This window comes from Kitasatospora albolonga, assembly GCA_002082585.1.
Taxonomy (GTDB): Bacteria; Actinomycetota; Actinomycetes; order Streptomycetales; family Streptomycetaceae; genus Streptomyces; species Streptomyces stephensoniae.
Genome location: CP020563.1, coordinates 2,167,563 through 2,185,845 on the forward strand (window position 1 = coordinate 2,167,563; position 18,283 = coordinate 2,185,845).

Annotated in this window: 13 protein-coding genes, 2 tRNA genes and 1 pseudogene; 3 read left to right on the forward strand and 13 right to left on the reverse strand. The window is 72.6% G+C overall.

The annotated features are described in order from the left end of the window. Positions 1-11: 11 nt before the first annotated feature. Positions 12-221: pseudogene (locus tag B7C62_09475) on the forward strand (hypothetical protein). Between the two features lie 43 nt (positions 222-264). On the opposite strand, the gene B7C62_09480 reads toward B7C62_09475, so the two are convergent. The 5 genes from B7C62_09480 to B7C62_09500 form a co-directional block, all read right to left on the reverse strand. Beyond that, positions 265-2,526, reverse strand: coding sequence for a hypothetical protein (locus B7C62_09480; protein ARF72473.1), 2,262 nt, complete (start codon positions 2,524-2,526; stop codon positions 265-267). A gap of 482 nt (positions 2,527-3,008) precedes the next feature. Next, complete coding sequence (locus B7C62_09485) at positions 3,009-3,701, reverse strand: DNA-binding protein (protein ARF77073.1); 693 nt, start codon at positions 3,699-3,701, stop codon at positions 3,009-3,011. Between the two features lie 767 nt (positions 3,702-4,468). Then, positions 4,469-5,314, reverse strand: a complete 846-nt coding sequence (locus tag B7C62_09490) for a fatty acid-binding protein DegV (GenBank protein ARF72474.1) — start codon at positions 5,312-5,314, stop codon at positions 4,469-4,471. A 211-nt stretch (positions 5,315-5,525) separates the two neighbouring features. Beyond that, positions 5,526-6,326, reverse strand: a complete 801-nt coding sequence (locus B7C62_09495; GenBank protein ARF72475.1) for a hypothetical protein — start codon at positions 6,324-6,326, stop codon at positions 5,526-5,528. A gap of 163 nt (positions 6,327-6,489) precedes the next feature. Then, the gene (locus B7C62_09500; protein ARF72476.1) at positions 6,490-9,363 is read right to left on the reverse strand and encodes a leucine--tRNA ligase; all 2,874 of its coding nucleotides are present in this window, start codon (positions 9,361-9,363) and stop codon (positions 6,490-6,492) included. 554 nt (positions 9,364-9,917) lie between these two features. Between B7C62_09500 and B7C62_09505 the strand changes: the two genes are divergently transcribed. Beyond that, positions 9,918-11,486 (forward strand): hypothetical protein, encoded by a 1,569-nt coding sequence (locus B7C62_09505; GenBank protein ID ARF72477.1) that lies wholly within the window; start codon positions 9,918-9,920, stop codon positions 11,484-11,486. Beyond that, entirely contained in the window at positions 11,483-13,060 is a 1,578-nt protein-coding gene (locus B7C62_09510; protein ID ARF72478.1) for an oxidoreductase, read from the forward strand. The genes B7C62_09505 and B7C62_09510 overlap by 4 nt, the downstream gene beginning before the upstream one ends. A 97-nt stretch (positions 13,061-13,157) precedes the next feature. Here the strand turns inward: B7C62_09510 and B7C62_09515 are convergent. The 8 genes from B7C62_09515 to B7C62_09550 all read right to left on the reverse strand — a co-directional run bounded on the left by B7C62_09515 (position 13,158) and on the right by B7C62_09550 (position 17,879). Further along, positions 13,158-13,233, reverse strand: a tRNA-Ala gene (locus B7C62_09515). A gap of 165 nt (positions 13,234-13,398) precedes the next feature. After that, the gene (locus B7C62_09520) at positions 13,399-13,632 is read right to left on the reverse strand and encodes a hypothetical protein (GenBank protein ARF72479.1); all 234 of its coding nucleotides are present in this window, start codon (positions 13,630-13,632) and stop codon (positions 13,399-13,401) included. 3 nt (positions 13,633-13,635) lie between these two features. After that, entirely contained in the window at positions 13,636-13,839 is a 204-nt protein-coding gene (locus tag B7C62_09525; GenBank protein ARF72480.1) for a hypothetical protein, read from the reverse strand. Positions 13,840-13,968: 129 nt separating this feature from the next. Continuing rightward, positions 13,969-14,044, reverse strand: a tRNA-Ala gene (locus B7C62_09530). A 130-nt stretch (positions 14,045-14,174) separates the two neighbouring features. Next, positions 14,175-14,825 (reverse strand): histidine phosphatase family protein, encoded by a 651-nt coding sequence (locus tag B7C62_09535; protein ARF72481.1) that lies wholly within the window; start codon positions 14,823-14,825, stop codon positions 14,175-14,177. After that, on the reverse strand, positions 14,822-15,253 hold the full coding sequence (locus B7C62_09540; protein ARF72482.1) for a ribosome silencing factor: 432 nt from the start codon (positions 15,251-15,253) through the stop codon (positions 14,822-14,824). The genes B7C62_09535 and B7C62_09540 overlap by 4 nt, the downstream gene beginning before the upstream one ends. Before the next feature lie 171 nt (positions 15,254-15,424). Beyond that, positions 15,425-17,242, reverse strand: coding sequence for a hypothetical protein (locus B7C62_09545; protein ARF72483.1), 1,818 nt, complete (start codon positions 17,240-17,242; stop codon positions 15,425-15,427). Positions 17,243-17,261: 19 nt separating this feature from the next. Then, positions 17,262-17,879 carry a nicotinic acid mononucleotide adenylyltransferase gene (locus B7C62_09550; GenBank protein ID ARF72484.1) on the reverse strand — a complete coding sequence of 206 codons (618 nt, stop codon included), beginning with the start codon at positions 17,877-17,879 and terminating at the stop codon, positions 17,262-17,264. Positions 17,880-18,283 lie beyond the last annotated feature (404 nt).

Sequence of the window (18,283 nt, forward strand, 5' to 3'; positions counted from 1 at the left end):
CGCTGGTGTTAGGAGCGGACCTGCCCGCCGCCGACGGTGACGCGTTCGCGGCGAAGCTCGCGTGGGACCCGCGGAAGCACTCCCCGTGGGTGTACCTGCGCATCACCCCGCACACCGTTCGGGCCTGGCGGGAGGTGAACGAGCTGGCCGACCGCGACCTGATGCTCTCCGGCACCTGGCTGACCCGGCCCGCCCCGACCCCGGCAGGCCACCCGGCCTGAACGTCCACCCCTTCCGCGGCGCGCCCACCCCCTCCGCGCCCCTTCACGAACGCCCCACCGCCCGCAGCTCCCTGCCCGCGCCCGTCACCGCGATGGCACCGTCGGTGTCCGTACGCAGGACCCGCGCACCGGCGGCCCTGAGTGCGTCGACGGTCCGGGGCGCCGGGTGGCCGTACGGGTTGTTCGCGCCGCAGGAGATCAGCGCCAGCCTCGGCCGCGCGCTGTGCAGCAGCCCCCTGTCCTGGAAGGCGGAGCCGTGGTGGGCCACCTTGAGGACGTCCACCCGGGGCAGCCCGGCGGGGCTGTGCAGCAACCGCAGCTGGGCCGGCGGTTCCAGGTCGCCGAGGAGCAGCAGCGTCAGGCCGCCCGCGGCCCGTACGTGGAGAGTCACGCTGGAGTTGTTGGGCCCCTGAACCGCGCCTCCCCGCGCTCCCGGCCGGTCGCTCGGCCACACGACCCGCCAGTCGAGCGGACCGGCCCTGCGCCGCTCGCCGGGTACCGCCCGCACCGTCGGGACCCGCGCCGAGGCCGCCGTACGCCGGACGAACTCAGCCTGCTCGGGCGGCTCGTCGAGGCTCGTCGTCTGGACGGCGCCCACGGATCTGCCCCGCAGCACCCCGGGCAGTCCCCGCACGTGGTCGGCGTGGAAGTGGGTGAGGATCACGAGCGGAACACGGGTGACACCGAGATCGCGGAGGCAGCGGTCGACGGCACGGGGATCGGGTCCGGCGTCCACGACCACCCCCGTCCCCTCCCCGGCCGCGAGCACCATCGCATCGCCCTGTCCGACGTCGCACAGCGCGAACGCCCAGCCCGGCGGCGGCCATCCGGTCACGATGCGGGTCAGCGGGACCGGCCGCAGCACCACGAGGACGAGGAGCAGCGCGACGGCCGAGCAGACCCAGGGGTGGCGCACCAGCCGAGGGGCGAGGAGCACCGCCAGGACGGTGAAGGCCGCGAGCAGGGCGGCACCGGCCCACCCCCCGGGCCAGGGGAACTCCGCACCGGGAAGGTCCGCCCCCGTGCGGGCCACCCCGGCGATCCACCCGACGGGCCAGCCCGCGACCCGGGCCAGCAGTTCGGCCACCGGCGGGGCGACCGGCGCGACGGCGAGGGCCAGGAACCCGAGCACCGTCGCGGGCGCCACCGCGAACTCCGCCAGCAGGTTGCACGGGATCGCCACCAGACTCACCCGTGAGGCCAGGACCACCACGACGGGTGCGCAGACCGCCTGCGCGGCTGCTGCTGCCGCCAGCACCTCCGCGAGCCGGGGAGGTACCCGGCGCCGTTGCAGCGCCGCGCTCCACCTCGGCGCGAGGGTCAGCAGCGCGCCCGTGGCGAGGACCGAGAGCAGGAACCCGTAGCTCCGGGCCAGCCAGGGGTCGTACAGCACGAGCAGCACAACGGCCGCCGCCAGAGCGGGGATCAGGGATCTGCGACGGCCGGTTCCGATCGCGAGGAGGGTGATGAGGCCGCAGGCCGCCGCGCGCAGGACGCTCGGCTCCGGGCGGCAGACGACGATGAACACGAGCGTCAACGCTCCGCCGATCAACGCGGTCCCCCGCAGGGAGATGCCCAGCTTCGGTGCCAGCCCGCGCCGTTCACTGGTGAGCGCCGAGCCGGGCGGGCCGATGAGGAGGAACAGCAAGATTGACAGGTTCGCCCCGGAAACGGCCAACAAGTGCGTCAGATCGGTGGCCTTGAAGGCGTCGTGCAGGTCCGGCGGGACCCTGGACGTGTCGCCGACCACCAGCCCCGGCAGCAGCGCCCGCGCGTCCGCGTCGAGCCCGTCCGTCGCCTCCCGCAGCCCGGAGCGCAGTTCCCCGGCCGCCTGTTGGACCCGCGTCGGAGGCCCTGTGATCCGGGGCGGCCCCCCGGTGTCCACCCGCAGGACGGCGGCCAGGCGTTCGCCCGCGTGGGCAGGGGGTGAGAGACGGCCGCCGACGCGGAGCCGGGTGGACGGCAGCAGCCGCTGCCACTCGGCCCGGTCGTCCCCGGGCGAGACCATGAGGAGCACGGGCGTACGGACCCGGGTGCGGTGGCCACCCGGTTCAACCACCTCGATGATGTCGGCGCCGATGAGGAGGGAGGGCGGGGTGCTGTGGCTTCCCCGGACGCCGGGGCGGGTCGGCCGGGGGTCCGATGTCACCCGTACCTCGGCGTCGACCCGCGCATGCTCCTGCGCCAGCCCGGGAACGGGCCCGCGCCGCACGTCGGCACCGTGCAGCCCGGCCGTGGCTCCGCCCGCCGCCGCACAGAGCAGCACGGCTCCCACCGCGACGGCCCGCCTGCCTCCCGGGGACACGACACCCCACCTTTCCCCCGCCGGTACGGCACCCCGACGCCCCCCTACGGGCGCGGCACCCTGTTCGCCTCCCACAGGGGCAGCGGCCCGTCCGTCCCCCCTGGGCGCAGCGGCCCGTCCGTCCCCCATGGGCGCGGCGACCCGTCCGCCTCTCACGGGTGCGGCGGCCCGTCCGCCTCCCATAGGCGCGGCGACCCGTCCGCCTTCCGCAGGCCCGGTGGCCCGCCTGCCTCCGGTGGTCGCGGTGGCCAGCAGTACGAGCGCCACCACGGCGCAGACCACCGACCCCGCTGCCACCCAGGGGCCCGGCAGCCCCAGCGCGAGGGCGGCAGCCGCCCAGACCGCCAGCGCCGGCGGAACGAGCCGGAGGTCCGTCGGTCCTTCCTCCCGCGCTCGGGAGGAGGGGGCCGGCGCTCCGCTCGTGACGGCGGCGGTGTCGCGGTCGGCCGCCACGCCCGTCCCAGGGCCCGCCTCGCGGCTGCTCATGGCTGCACGAGCGGTTGAAGGTCGGCGAACCGGCGGTCGCCGATGCCCTTGACCTGCCGGAGCTCGTCGACGGACCGGAATCCGCCGCTCTCCGTGCGGTGGTCGATGATGTGCTGCGCCAGCACCGGACCGACCCCCGGCAGGGTTTCGAGCTGCTCCTTAGTGGCCGCGCTCAGGCTCAGCGGTGCCGCCGGGCCGGGCGGCCCCGGTGCACCCGCTGCCCCGCCGGTCGTCCCGGCGGCGGCCTGGGCCTGAGGGAGCCCCACCACGACCTGTTCACCGTCCATGAGGACACGCGCCCGGTTGAGCCCCGTGACATCGGTCCCGGGGCGCACACCGCCCGCCTCCCGGAGCGCGTCCGCCACCCTCGAACCGGCGGGAAGACGCTGGACCCCCGGCCGGTGCACCTTGCCGCTGACGTCCACGACGATCTGCCCGGCCGCTTCGGGCGGAGGGGAGGGCGGTACACCGGCAGCAGGCCGGGGCAGCGGTCCCGCGCCTCCGGGCCGTAACGCGTCCTCGACCGCCGCGGACGCCCCCGGCTCCACCGCTTCGGGCGCACGCACGGCCTGCGGACGCACGGACCAGAAGTGGAACACGGCGAGGCAGACAGCGGCCAGCAGCACCAGGGCCAGCGCCGCGAGCGCCCGGGGCGTCGGCCCGCACCTGAGCCGTACCCACAACGGCATCCGGTCCCAGAGCCCCGACGCCGCGTGCCGCACTCCGACGGACCCACGCGCCCGCACCCGTACGTCCTCTTCCGCGCCCTCCCCTGCCCCCGCGCTGCCGTCGGGGAGAGGAAATGGTCTCGGGGGCGGGGGCGGGGGCAGGGGCAGGGTCGAGGTCGAGGTCGGCGGTGAAGTCGGGCTCAGGGCCGGAGGCGAGCTCGAGGCTGGAGCCGGATTCAGAGATGGGTTCAAAGGCGGGCTCGGGTCAAGAACCGCACCCGGGCCCGGGTCGCCCGCCATCAGCGCGTCCGCCCGGCGCCGCGCGGACGCCGCCGCCAGGGCGGCACGGCCCCGTGCGGACCCCTGCCTGCCGGGGCGGGCACCGGGGCGGAGCCCCGCCCTGCCGCTCGGGCGGCTGCCGGGACCCCTTCGCACCCGACGCCCAGGCACCGGAGCACGTTCGACAGCGGCCGCCGCTCCCGCCGCCGCACCATCGGAGGCCGAGGGCGGTGCGGGAGGCACCGTCGAAGGCGGGGAAGCAGCGGGCGGGACGGCGGCGGAGAGATGATCAGGGGCAGCGGAGAGGTGGTCGGGAGTGGCGGGCAGGGGATCGGGAGCGGTAGGCAGGTGGTCGGGGGTCGATACCCGAGGCAGTCGAAGGGCCATGCCTCACGACGTTAGGCACAACCGCCCGAACCCGCTGAGCAGCCCCGATTCCTGTGGATAACTGGCCAGTTGTGGATATCTCAGTCACTCGTCCGAGGGTGACGACTCGTCCGAGGGCGGCATCACCGCGGCGAGATCACCGCGCCGAGCAGCCCCGGCCCCGTGTGCGCCCCGATGACCGCGCCCACCTCGCTGACGTGCAGGTCGGCCAGGCCCGGGACACGTTCCCGCAGCCGCTCGGCCAGGCGCTCCGCGCGGTCCGGGGCGGCGAGGTGGTGGACGGCGATGTCCACCGTCGCCTCACCGGCCCGCTCGGCGACGATCTCCTCCAGGCGGGCGATGGCCTTGGACGCCGTCCGTACCTTCTCCAGCATCTCGATCCGGCCGCCGTCGAGCTGGAGGATCGGCTTCACCGCGAGCGCGGAGCCCAGCAGCGCCTGGGCGGTGCCGATACGGCCTCCCCGGCGGAGGTACTCCAGAGTGTCGACATAGAAATAAGCGGACGTTCCGGCGGCCCGCTTCTCCGCCGCCGCCACGGCCTCGTCCAGTCCGCCGCCCGCCTCCGCGGCCTCCGCCGCCGCGAGGGCACAGAAGCCCAGGGCCATCGCGACCATGCCGGTGTCCACCACGCGTACCGGAATCGGGGCGTCCTTCGCCGCGAGCAGCGCGGCGTCGTACGTGCCCGAGAACTCCGCCGACAGGTGCAGCGAGACCACCGCGTCGGCCCCGCCCTCGGCCGCCGCCCGGTATGTCTCGGCGAAGACCTCGGGGCTGGGGCGGGAGGTGGTCACGGAGTGGCGTTTCTGCAGGGCCAGGGCGAGCGAGCGGGCCGAAATCTCCGTACCCTCCTCCAACGCCTGATCGCCCAGGACGACGGTCAGCGGCACCGCGGTGATGCCGTGCCGCTCCATCGTCTGGGGCGGCAGATAGGCCGTTGAATCGGTGACGACAGCGACATGGCGGGACATGAGGCGGAGGTTACCTGCCCAGGTGGGAGTGCGGGAGTCCGGCCCCGGCCCTCTGATCATTCGTGGTCACTTCGGAACACATCCTGCTCACCCGCGACAAGGAGCTCTCAGACAGCGGTCGGGCAGTCCTCAGCCGACCGCCCTCAGCCGACCCCTGAGAAAAGCGATCGGAAAGCGACCGGGAAGCAGTCGGGAAGTGGTCAGGCAGTGGTCAGTTGGTCGTCTCCGGCCGGGCCGACTTCTGCCACGGGTACCGCGTCCGCAGACGCGGGTCCGGAGCGGTGATCGCCTGCGGGGCCTCCGGTCCGGCAGGGCCGCCCCAGGACTCGTCCGCCGTCGCGCTGCTCCCGGTCCCGGCGACCGGCTCGGGCCAGTCGACCCCGGTGCCGGACGTCCGCGTGGCTCCGGCGCCCGGGCCCTGGGAGGCGGCCCCCGGGCCCGAGGCGCGCGGCGGCTGCTCCTCCGCCGTCCAGTGGCGCAGGGCCCCCGCCTCGATGTCGATCTGGGCGTTCAGCGCGTCCAGGTCGTCGGCGGCGAACTGCCGCGCCCGGTCCCGTGCCGCCCAGCGCAGCGAGTCCGCCGAGTGCGTGATCCGCTGGGTGCGCTCCCTGAGCTGCGGCAGCAGCGAGGCGACCGTCGCCCGGTCCGGCTCGCGCTCCAGCCGCTTCAGCTCGTCGTCCAGCTCCAGGCCGTGTGCGCTGAGCCGCCGGAAGAGGTCCACCGACTCGGCGAGCGAGGCGTCCTCGGCGACACCGGCGTGCAGGGCGTCCTGGGTGGCGCGCATCGAGGTGCGCAGGCCGAGCCGGAGCTGGGCCAGCTCGCCCGCGACGCCCGGCTGGCCGAAGCTCTTGGCCCGGAGCGTGGTGTCCTCCACGCTCCGGCGGGCCTGGGTGATCGTGCGGTCCACGCCCCTCTTGGCCGCGCCGACCACCTTCACCGTCGCGTAGACCCCCAGTGCGACGAACGCGAAGAAGAGCAACGCCACCACCGCGATCACGGCTTCGACTTCCATGGACGCCCCTCGGTGTCTCGATGCGGCCGCCGGTACCGGTCGCCCCCTCCACCGTAAACGGAACGGGCAGGCCGAGGGTTCCTTCGGAACCCCCAACCTGCCCGTAGGGGATGGCCCTGATCACGTACCGAGACCCGTGACCGGGGCCGTCACACCTCTGCCGTCACGCGGGAACGATGTTCACCAGCTTCGGCGCGCGCACGATGACCTTGCGGATACCGGCCCCGCCCAGCGCCGCGACGACCGCCTCGTCCGCCAGGGCCAGCGCCTCCAGCTCCTCGTCCGTGATGGAGGGCGCGATCTCCAGGCGGGCCCGGACCTTGCCCTTGATCTGGACGACGCAGGTGACGGTCTCGTCCACGACGTACGCCGGGTCGGCCACCGGGAAGTCCTGGTGGACGACGGACTCGGTGTGGCCCAGTCGGCGCCACAGCTCCTCCGCGATGTGCGGGGCCAGCGGGGCGATCAGCAGGACCAGCCGCTCGGCCACGGACCGCGGCAGCGGGCCGCCCGCCTTCGTCAGGTGGTTGTTCAGCTCGGTGATCTTGGCGATGGCGGTGTTGAACCGCATCCCCGCCAGGTCCTGGCCGACCCCGTCGATGGCCTTGTGCAGGGCCCGCAGGGTGTCCTCACCGGGCTCCGTGTCGACGACGGTGACCTCACCGCTGTCCTCGTCGACCACATTGCGCCACAGCCGCTGGAGCAGCCGGTACTGGCCGACCACGGCACGCGTGTCCCAGGGGCGCGACACGTCCAGGGGGCCCATCGCCATCTCGTACAGGCGCAGGGTGTCCGCCCCGTACTCGGCGCAGATCTCGTCCGGCGTGACCGCGTTCTTCAGGGACTTGCCCATCTTGCCGAGGACCCGGCTGACCTTCTCGCCCTCGTAGAAGAAGGCGCCGTCGCGCTCCTCCACCTCGGCGGCGGGGACGGCGATGCCCCGGCTGTCGCGGTAGACGAATGCCTGGATCATGCCCTGGTTGTACAGCTTGTGGAACGGCTCGGCGGACGAGATGTGGCCCAGGTCGTGCAGCACCTTCGACCAGAAGCGCGCGTACAGCAGGTGCAGCACGGCGTGCTCGGCGCCGCCGACGTACAGGTCGACGCCGCCGGTGGGCTGGCCCTCGCGCGGGCCCATCCAGTACTGCTCGATCGACGGGTCGACCAGCTGCCGGTCGTTGGTCGGGTCCAGGTAGCGCAGCTCGTACCAGCAGGAACCGGCCCAGTTGGGCATCGTGTTGGTCTCGCGGCGGTACTTGCGCGGTCCGGCGCCGTCGCCCAGGTCCAGCGTGACGTTGACCCAGTCGGCGTTGCGCGACAGCGGGGTCTCGGGCTGGGCGGACGCGTCCTCCGGGTCGAAGGTGCGCGGCGAGTAGTCCTCGACCTCGGGCAGCTCCAGCGGCAGCATCGACTCGGGCAGCGGGTGGGCGATGCCGTCCTCGTCGTACACGATCGGGAAGGGCTCGCCCCAGTAGCGCTGGCGGCTGAACAGCCAGTCGCGCAGCCGGAAGTTGACGGTGCCCTCGCCGACGCCGCGTTCCTTCAGCCAGTCGGTGATCCTCGCCTTGGCCTCGACGACGCCCAGGCCGTCCAGCGAGATCTCGTCGTTGGCGGAGTTGACCAGCTTCGCTTCGTACGAGGCGAAGGCGTCGTCCCAGGTGGAGGGGTCGGTGCCGCGGTCGTCCGAGGGCTGGACGACACAGCGCATCGGCAGCTCGAAGGCGCGCGCGAAGGCGAAGTCGCGCGCGTCGTGCGCCGGTACGGCCATGATCGCGCCGGTGCCGTAGCCCATCAGGACGTAGTCCGCGATGAAGACGGGGATCTTCTCGCCGCTGGCGGGGTTGGTCGCGTACGCGCCGGTGAAGACACCGGTCTTGTCCTTGGCTTCGGCCTGCCGCTCGACGTCGGACTTGGCGGCGGCCTGCTTGCGGTACGCGGTGACGGCCTCGGCCGGGCTCGCGTGGCCGCCGGTCCACACCGGGTGGGTGCCCTCGGGCCAGGCGGCCGGAATGATCCGCTCGACCAGCTCGTGCTCGGGCGCCAGGACCATGTAGGTGGCGCCGAACAGGGTGTCCTGGCGGGTGGTGAAGACGGTGATGCCCCCGGCGGTGTCGACCGGGAACTCGACGCGGGCGCCCTCGGAGCGGCCGATCCAGTTGCGCTGCTGCAGCTTGATGGCCTCGGGCCAGTCCAGCCCGTCCAGGTCGTTCAGCAGCCGGTCGGCGTAGGCGGTGATGCGCATGTTCCACTGGCGCAGCTTGGCCTTGAAGACGGGGAAGTTGCCGCGCTCGGAGCGGCCGTCGGCGGTGACCTCCTCGTTGGCCAGGACGGTGCCCAGCCCCGGCGACCAGTTGACGGGGGCGTCGGAGGCGTACGCCAGGCGGTACTCGCCCAGCAGGTCGGCGCGTTCGGCGGCGCTCAGCGCGCTCCACTCACGGCCGTCGGGGGTCGCCCGCGTGCCGTTCTCGAACTGCTCGACCAGTTCGGCGATCGGGCGGGCCCGGTCGGCCTCGGTGTCGTACCAGGAGTTGAAGATCTGCAGGAAGATCCACTGCGTCCACTTGTAGTAGTCGGAGTCGATCGTCGCGAAGGAGCGGCGCTTGTCGTGGCCCAGACCCAGCCGGCGCAGCTGGACCTTCATGTTCTCCATGTTGGCCTCGGTGGAGACCCGGGGGTGGGTGCCCGTCTGGACCGCGTACTGCTCGGCGGGCAGGCCGAACGCGTCGAAGCCCAGGGTGTGCAGCACGTTGTGGCCGGTCATCCGCTGGTGGCGGGCGTAGACATCGGTGGCGATGTAGCCCAGCGGGTGTCCGACGTGCAGCCCCGCACCCGAGGGGTACGGGAACATGTCCATGATGAACTTCTTGGGCCTGGCGGCCAGCTCCGGGTCGCCCGCCAGGTCGCCGGTGGGGTTCGGCGCCTCGTACGTCCCCTCGGCGTCCCAGAAGTCCTGCCAGCGTGCCTCGATGTCGGCGGCCATCGCCGCCGTGTAGCGGTGCGGCGCGGCCGTCTCGGCAGCGGAATTCGTCTCGCTCATGATCCTCAAAGCTCCATCGATCGTCATCTGCCGGGAAACGAAAAATCCCCTCGCACAGGAGGGGACGCCGCGCTGACTCCGACCAGGCGTTCTCACCGGTCGGAACTGTTCAGCGCGGCTCGCTAAGCAGAAGGCGTACGGCACGCATGGCGTCAGGGTACCGCACGAGCCCGGACGGGAGCGGGGAGTAACCGGAGAGCGGACGCGGGGCGGATCTCATGCGCGCGGGGCGGAAACCCTCTCGCCCACTCGTCACCCTCAGTAGCTGACGCGTGACCTTCCTGTGGGTGCACGGTGTGCATTCGGCGGGCTTCCGGTGATCGTCCGATGGGTTTTCGGCGGAGTCCTGGGGCACCTCCCGGGGCGGCGGGAACTCCGGGGAAGCGGCGGTTACTCCGCGTACCGACTTCTATCGGGGCAACCGAGCAAAGCCCGTACTGGCTGGTATGGGGCGTCCTAGCATGCGGCAACGGGACCGCTTTGCCGAACTATTCGGAGTCGCCCCCATGAACCCTCATCGCAAGATCCGCGTATCCCCCACCATGAGCCCCGGAATGAGTCGGCCTGTACAGGGCGGCCTGACTGTCACCGCCCTGGTTTTCGTCCCCCTGCTCGCCGTCGCGGGGAGCGACGGCTTCCGCGCCACCCTCGATTTCACCACCGGCGTCCTGTCGCTGGTGTCGCTCACCGCGGCCGTCGCCTGGGGTCTGCTGGCCACCGACCGGCTGTTCCTCTCCACCCGTCAGCGGATCATCTGCCAGGGCATCCACCGGGCCACCGCCGTGGCGGCGCTCGGCTTCCTGCTGCTGCACGGGACCGTGAAGGTCGCCCTCGGGCATGTGAGCCTGCTCGGCGCCCTCATACCCTTCGGTCTAGGCGTCACGGGCACGGCGGGGCTGATCGGTTTCGGTTCGCTGGCCGGACTGCTGATGGTGGTCACGGCCGCGACCGGCGCCCTGCGCAGCGCGTTCGCCCAGCCCTCCGCCACGGCCACCCGGCTCGGGCAGTCGCTGGGCTCCCCCCGGGAGGCGGGCGGGATCGCGGGCCGGTGGCGCGCCCTGCACGCCCTGGCCTATCCGGCCTGGTGCGCCGCGCTGATCCACGGCCTGTACGCGGGCCGGGCGCCCGCCACCTGGGTCGTCGTGATGTACGGGCTGTGCCTCGTCGCCGTCGCCGGTGCCCTGTGCCTGCGGCTGCTGCCCCGCCCGACGAAGCGCCGGATCACCGACCGGATCGCCGCGCTGCTGAGCCCCGACGCGGACTTCGACGTGCCGGACCCGGTCCTGCGGGCCGCCGCCCCGCCGGGCTCCGGGCGCGGGCCCGGCGCGGACCGCGAGCCGGCCCCCGGGGAGCCCGCCGGGTGGAGCGAGCCCGGCCGGGGGAGCCGGGGCACTCCGGTGCGCCCGCGCACCCTGTCGGCGCCGGTACCCCCGCCGATACCGCCGCCCGCGCCCCCGTCCGTACCGCTGTCCGGCTCGCTGCACGAAGCGCCGACGGAGCTGCTGTACGGGGTCCAGCCCCCGCCGCACGAACCGTCCCCGCTGTACGAGCCGTCCCAGTCCTACGAGCCGCCTCCTCCGTACGAGCCGTCCCCGCCGCCGTACGAACCGCCTCCGCGCAGCTCCGACCGGCTCGCGGACGGTCCGGCGGGCGGGCCGGGTATCTCGGCCGGATACCGCGCCGTCTCCCAGGCCGGCGGCCCCTCCCGCCCGCCGGGCGCCCGCTGGCCCGCCCCGTCCCCCGCTCCCCCCGCGCAGGCCCACCACCGCCCCGCCGGAGCCGAGCACACCTACGAGCACACCTACGCGCCCCCGCAGGAACCGCCGCTGTACGCGTCACCGCTCAACACGACACCCCCGTACGGCACACCGGCCCGCGGCACAGCTGACGCGACGCCTTCTTTTGGCAGCGATCCGGCCCACAGCTCCCCCACGCCTTCTTACGAAACGCCGTACGCGTCCCCGTACGAAGACCCTCACCGGGCGGCCCCGACGGCCGGGCCCCGCAACGCCGAACCTCACCCCACAGCCACCGCCGGTACCGGCACCGAACCGGCGGCCGGTCCGTTCTCCGCGCCCCCGGCCGGCGAACCCTGGCACGCACCCGCAGGAGACCGCCCGTGAACGACCCCCTCCCCGACGTTCCCGAGGTCCGCGTCGTCGGGCTGCCGCAACTGACCACCGGCTTCGACCTGGTGGAGCGGCTCGACCTCGCCATGCACCTGAAGGTGCACGGGCCCCTCGAACCGATGACCGGCGAGCGGCTGGCCGAGCTGGCCGAGGCGATCTCCCTGCGCGGGCGGGGCGGCGCAGGGTTCCCCTTCGGCAAGAAGCTGCGGGCGGTGGCCAAGGCGTCCATCCGGCGCGGAGTGCGCCCCGTGGTCGTGATCAACGGGAGCGAGGGGGAGCCCGCCTGCCGCAAGGACACCGTCCTGATCAACCGCGCCCCGCACCTGATCCTGGACGGTGCTCTGCTGGCCGCCGAGGCGCTCGGCGCGCGCACGCTGGTCGTCGCCGTCACCCGTAACTCCACCGAGGTCTCCGTACGCGCGGCCCTGGCCGAGCGCGGCCTCTCCGACCGGCGCGGCCAGCATCTGCGGGCCCGGGTGGTCCGCACCCCCGAGCGCATGGTCTCCGGCGAGGCGTCCTCGGTGATCCGGGCGGCGAACGGCGGTCCGGCCCTGCCCCCGGGCCGACGCGAGCGGGCGGCGGAGACCGGGGTGGGCGGTTCCCCGACCCTGCTGTCGAACGCGGAGACGTACGCCCAGCTCGCCGTCGCCGCCCGGATCGGCCCCCGCCGCTACGGGCACACCGGGCTGCCGAACGAACCGGGCACCGTTCTGCTCACCGTCTCCGGCGCCGTGGCCCGGCCCATGGTGGTCGAGGTGCCGACGGGCGTCCCGCTGCGGTACGTCCTCCAGCTGGCCGGGGCCCCGCCGCTGCCCCAGGGGGTGCTGACCGGCGGCTACCACGGCAACTGGATCGACGCGGTCGCCTCCCACAACGCGGTCATATCCCGGGAGTCCCTGGCCACCGTGGGCGGCGCCCTGGGCGCGGGCGCGATCCTGCCGATCGGTCCGGAGACCTGCCCGCTGGGCGAGTCCCTCCGGATCGCGAACTGGCTGGCCGCCGAGACCGCCGGGCAGTGCGGCCCGTGCAAGCTGGGGCTCCCGGCGGCGGCAGGCGGGCTCTCCGACGTACTGAACGGAGGCGGGCCCGCCGCGCTGGAGGCGCTGCGCGAGGTGGCCCAGGCCGTGAAGGGCCGGGGCGCGTGCAAGCATCCGGACGGTTCGGCGCGGTTCTTCATGTCGACGCTGTCGGCGTTCACGGACGACCTCGCCGCCCATGTCCTGGACGGCGGCTGCGGCCGGGAGACGCTCGGTGTGCTGCCGCTGCCCTTCTCCGGCCACCAGGACGTGGAGGAGTCGATTCCGAGCGGCGAGAAGCTGGCGGTGGACTGGACGCTCTGCCAGGGGCACGGCCTCTGCGCGGACATCGTGCCCGAGCTCATCAGGCTGGGCCCCGACGGCTATCCGGCACTGGCGGACGCCTCCGTACCGATGCATCTGCGCGGGCGCGCCCAGCGGGCCGTACGGCGCTGCCCCGCGCTGGCGCTCCGGATCGAGCAGCCGCCGGCCGAGGGGCGCCCCGCCCTGCCAGCGCCCAACCGGCGGGCCCTGGGCAGCGGACGGGGCTGAGCGGACCGCCGAGCCACGGGCGGACCGCCGGGCCACGGGCGAGGGATCAAAAGAAGCGGGCCACCCGATCCGGGTGGCCCGCTTCTTCATGTGGAACTTGTGGAGCTAAGGAGAATTGAACTCCTGACCTCCTGCATGCCATGCAGGCGCTCTACCAACTGAGCTATAGCCCCTTGCTGTTTGCCGCCCGGTTCCCCCTGGCGACATCGAGAACATTACACGGTCACCCCGGTGCTTCACCAAATCGTTTCCGGTTTGGATCGATATGCCCGAATCATCCTGGCTGTTGGACCTTCAGCCGCAGGTCAGAGGGTCGGGGCCACCGGGCCGCCGGACCGTCAGGCCGTCGCGAAGGAGTAGAACCGCTTGAGCGTGCAGTGCTCCTCCAGGAGGCGTCCGTAGATCGGCTCCCCCTCCAGCTCCCGGTACGTCTCGATGGGGTCGCCTTTTATGATCAGCGCCCGGGCGCATTCCTCGCACCAGTACTGGTATTCCGGGTTGATCGGGTCCATGTCCCTGACAATGGGCGTACCGCTGCCGCACCAGTCGCACTTACGCCTGTGTGCACCCATCAGTCAGCTCCAACTGTGGCCGCAGGCCGTGCACACGTAGGAGACCCCTCCGTTGTCGCCCAGGACCTGGGCCACGTGGGACGAACCGCAGGACGGACAGCCGAGACGGGATCGATCTTGGGACCTTGGATCTTCGGACCTCACGGAGCCGGGGGGCGGGGCGATGACAAGGGGCAGGTCGGGGACGTGCTCGCGGCTCGCAGGCATCGCGCTCCCTCCCGATCGGTCCGTCGCCCCCTCCGGCGCTCCGATTCTGCCATGGCCCCGCAAGAGGGTCAGCCCGCTGCACGCTCCCATGCAGAAGATCCCGCCCCCAGACCGGGGACGGGATCTTGATTGTGGAGCTAAGGAGAATTGAACTCCTGACCTCCTGCATGCCATGCAGGCGCTCTACCAACTGAGCTATAGCCCCGCTGTCCGCTGTGTTTCCCTGCGTTTCCGCCCTGCGAACAAGAAGAACTCTAGCCTGTGACCTGCCGGAAAGTGAAATCCGGCCGGGACGGCCCGATGACCGGCCCGGTGCCTGGTCCGAACGACCGGTCCTAGTCGTCGTCGCCGAGCACCGGCTCCGGCAGGGTGCCGGCGTTGTGCTCCAGCAGGCGCCAGCCGCGCGCGCCCTCGCCCAGGACGGACCAGCAGCAGTTCGACAGCCCGCCGAGCCCTTCCCAGTGGTGTGCCTCCAGGCCCAGCAGCCGCCCGATCGTCGTCCTGATCGTGCCGCCGTGGCTGACCACGACGAGCGTGCCGTCGACGGGCAGCTTCTCGGCGTGCTCCAGGACGACCGGAGCGGCCCGGTCGGCGACCTCGGTCTCCAGCTCGCCGCCGCCCCTGCGCACCGGCTCGCCGCGCTTCCACGCCGCGTACTCCTCGCCGTGGCGCTCGATGATCTCCCCGTGCGTCAGGCCCTGCCAGACGCCCGCGTACGTCTCCCGGAGCGCGGCGTCGTGGGCCACGGTGAGACCGGTCACGGCCGCCAGCTCGGCGGCCGTGGCCGCCGCGCGCCGGAGGTCGGAGGCGACCACGGCGTCGGGCTTCAGCGAGGCGAGCAGCCGGGCGGCCCTGCGGGCCTGCCCGACGCCCTCTTCGGTGAGCTCGATGTCCGTGGAGCCCTGAAAGCGGCGCTCCAGGTTCCACGCGGTCTGGCCGTGCCGCCAGAGGACGATCCTGCGGCCCCTGCCGCTGCGGGTGCTCAGCTCAGGTCACCTTCCGTGCCGCCGTTGAGCTGTGCGTGCTCCTCGGCCCTGCCACGGGTCTTGACCGCGTCCTCGGGGAGGGCGATCTCCGGGCAGTCCTTCCACAGGCGCTCCAGCGCGTAGAAGACGCGCTCCTCGCTGTGCTGGACGTGGACGACGATGTCGACGTAGTCGAGGAGAATCCAGCGGGCGTCGCGGTCGCCCTCACGGCGCACCGGCTTGGCGCCGAGCTGCTTCTGGAGCTGCTCCTCGATCTCGTCGACGATCGACTTGACCTGGCGGTCGTTGGGGGCCGAGGCCAGCAGGAAGGCGTCGGTGATCGACAGCACGTCACTGACGTCGTAGGCGATGATGTCGTGCGCGAGCCGGTCGGCGGCCGCCTGAGCGGCGGCGTTGATGAGCTCGATGGAGCGGTCCGTGGCGGTCACATGCAGGCTTTCGTCGGCGGTCGGATGCAACCTCTAGGGTCTCACGGACCGCCGACAGCCCTTCACTCCTCGGTGCGCACCGGCCGTGAGCTGCGGAAGCATCCGCTGTGAGCCGCGGAAAGGATCTCGCCGGACGGCGGTGGAGTGCCGTCCGGCGAGACCCTCGCGGAGTTACTTGATCTTGTAGTTCTGGCCGAGTACGGCGGACACGTCGGCGTTGGCGGCAGGCTCGCCCTTCTTCACGGCCCCGGCGGGCAGCCCCAGGGTCTTGGCGACCTCCGTGGCCTTCTCCTTGTCCTTGGCGCTCCGGTAGAGGACGACGGACTCGGCCTCGGTGTCGGCCTTGCCGCCGCTCACGAAGGCGTAGCCGCCGTTGACGAGGGCGATCCGGGCCGACTCCCCGGCGCGGTCGTCCCCGGTGGCGTTGCGGACGGCGACCCGGACGGGGGCGCCCGCCTCGGGGGCCTTCACCGTGCCGCCGAGGACGTCCTTGACGACGCTGCGGGTGGCCGCGTCGGTGAGAGTGCCGTCGTCCTGGACCGGCAGCATCGTCGTCTTGTAGTCACCGACCTTGGCGCGCGAGGCCAGCTTGGCGAGCGAGGCGCCGAGGTCCTTCTCCGGCAGCGAGGGGTCCAGGACCTGCGCCAGCGTCTCCACGGTGACGGTCGCGGCCTTGGGGTCCTCCGAGATCTTACGCAGCACCGCGCGCATGACCTCCCCGAACCGGTTCAGCTGCTTGGCCTCGGCCTCGCCGGGGGCCAGGTAGGTGGCGTACGCGACGGCCATCGGGCCGCTGAGCGTCTGCGCCTCCCCCTTCTTCACCAGCGGCGCGGCACCCTTCTTGGCGTCGGGCACATCGATGTCGGTGTCCATCTCGATGTTGCCGACCTGCTCGACGAGGATCTCCAGGTACGGGGTGTCCAGCCGCCAGGTTCCGCTGATCCTGGTGCCGAGGAGGGTTTCGATCGCCTCCCGGGTGCCGGTCCTGCCGTCGTCGTCCACGGACTTGCCCAGCGTGGTGCCGGCCCCGTCCTCGCCCGCGACGGCGAGCGTGTTCGGCAGCAGGACGGTGGTGCCCTGCTTGGTGGTGGCGTTGTCCACGAGGAGGGCGGTGGAGGTGCCGCCCTTCTTGGTGTTGTGCAGATGCACCACGATGACGTCACGCTGCTGCGCCCCGGCGGCGACGGCCTTCTTCTCCTCGCCGCCGGAGAGGCCGGGGAGCAGATCGGCGGACCACAGGTAGCCGACCCCGCCGACGACCACGAGCACGGCGGCGACGATGAGCGCGATCATCCGGTTGCGGCCCTTGCGCCGCGCCTCCTCGCGCCGCTCGCTGCGGCTCTCGGTGAACTTGAGCCAGTCGATGACGTCCTCGGAGTCCTCGTCGGGCTCCTCGATGAACGAGAACTGCTCGGTGCGGTAGTCCGGCGCGGGACCGCGCTGCCCGGGGACGGCGGGATCGAGCTCCGCCGCGGAGGGCTCACGCCCGGGCGCCTGCTCGCGGTCGGACGGCACCTGCTCGCGTGCGGGCGGCGCGGCCGGTGGCGGGGCCTGTTCCGGTGCGGGGGCGGCGGCCTGCTGCGGGATGTTCCACTGCTGCCCGGTGTCGACCGCGGCGGACTGCTGGGGCTGCTGCTGCCCGGTGGCGTAGCCGTAGTCGGTGTAGCCGCCGTACCCGTAACCCTGGTCCTGGGCCTGCCCCTGGCCGTACCCGTGGTCGGTGCTCCCGCCGCCCTGCTCCTGCTGGGGCTGCTGGCCCACGTAGGGGTCGTACGGCTGGGCCTGGGGCTGCTGGGAGTGGCCGTACGGGTCGTATCCGTACCCCGTGGCCTGGGCCTGGCCCTGCTGGGCGGCGTAGGGGTCGTACTGCTGCCCGCCCTGCTGTTGCCCCTGCTGCTGGTACACCGGCTGCCCGTACTCGTCGTAGCCGATGATCTGCGGCTGCTGGTAGTACGGGTCGTGGTCGTACGGGTTCTGTCGGTCGTTCACCGGTGCCCCTCTCCGTGGCTCAGTCGCCGCGGTACAGCTGGCGCTTGTCGATGTAGCGGACCACACCGTCCGGCACCAGGTACCAGACCGGCTCCCCCTGCGCGACCCTCTCACGGCAGTCCGTGGACGAGATCGCCAGCGCGGGCACCTCCACGAGGGAGACACCGCCCTCGGGGAGTCCGTCGTCCGTGAGCACGTGACCCGGCCGGGTCACACCGATGAAGTGGGAGAGCGAGAACAGCTCCTCCGCGTCGCGCCAGGTGAGGATCTGGGCGAGTGCGTCGGCGCCGGTGATGAAGAAGAGGTCCGCGTCGCCGTGGACCTCGCGCAGGTCCCGCAGCGTATCGATCGTGTACGTCGGTCCACCACGGTCGATGTCGCTGCGGCTGACCGAGAACTGCGGGTTGGACGCGGTGGCGATGACCGTCATCAGATAGCGGTCCTCGGCCGGGGAGACGTTCTTGTGGCTCTTCTGCCACGGCTGCCCGGTCGGGACGAACACGACCTCGTCGAGATGGAACTGGGCGGCCACTTCACTGGCCGCCACCAGGTGTCCATGATGAATCGGGTCAAACGTCCCGCCCATGACGCCGATGCGGCGTTTGCCGGGGCCGGTAGGCACTTCCTGCTCTCCCATGCGTGCAGAGCCTACTGGCACAGCTGTACGCCTCCGCCTCAGCGGTCGCGGTTGAAGCGGGTGGTCACCCAGAGCAGGAACATCAGCGCGAAGAAAGTCAGACCGCCGATGAGGTAGGGGTTGAGGCTTTCGTGGTTGCCACCGCCCTCGCCCCCGGAGGCGAGGGTGACCAGCTGGTGTGCGGTGCTCGTGAGGCTCATCTTCGGCAGGACCTATCGATCGTGAGGCGGAAGGAAGACGTCGGGCACATCGTATGCGGGGCCCCCGGGCACGCTCACGCCGACTCAGTCGTTGTCATCGGTGTTGCGGTAGCCGCGCAGCAGGAACCAGGCGAGCACCACCGCTCCGACGATCGAGACCAGCAGCACGATCCGGAGGGTGTCCCCCGGTCCCTGTTCCGCGGC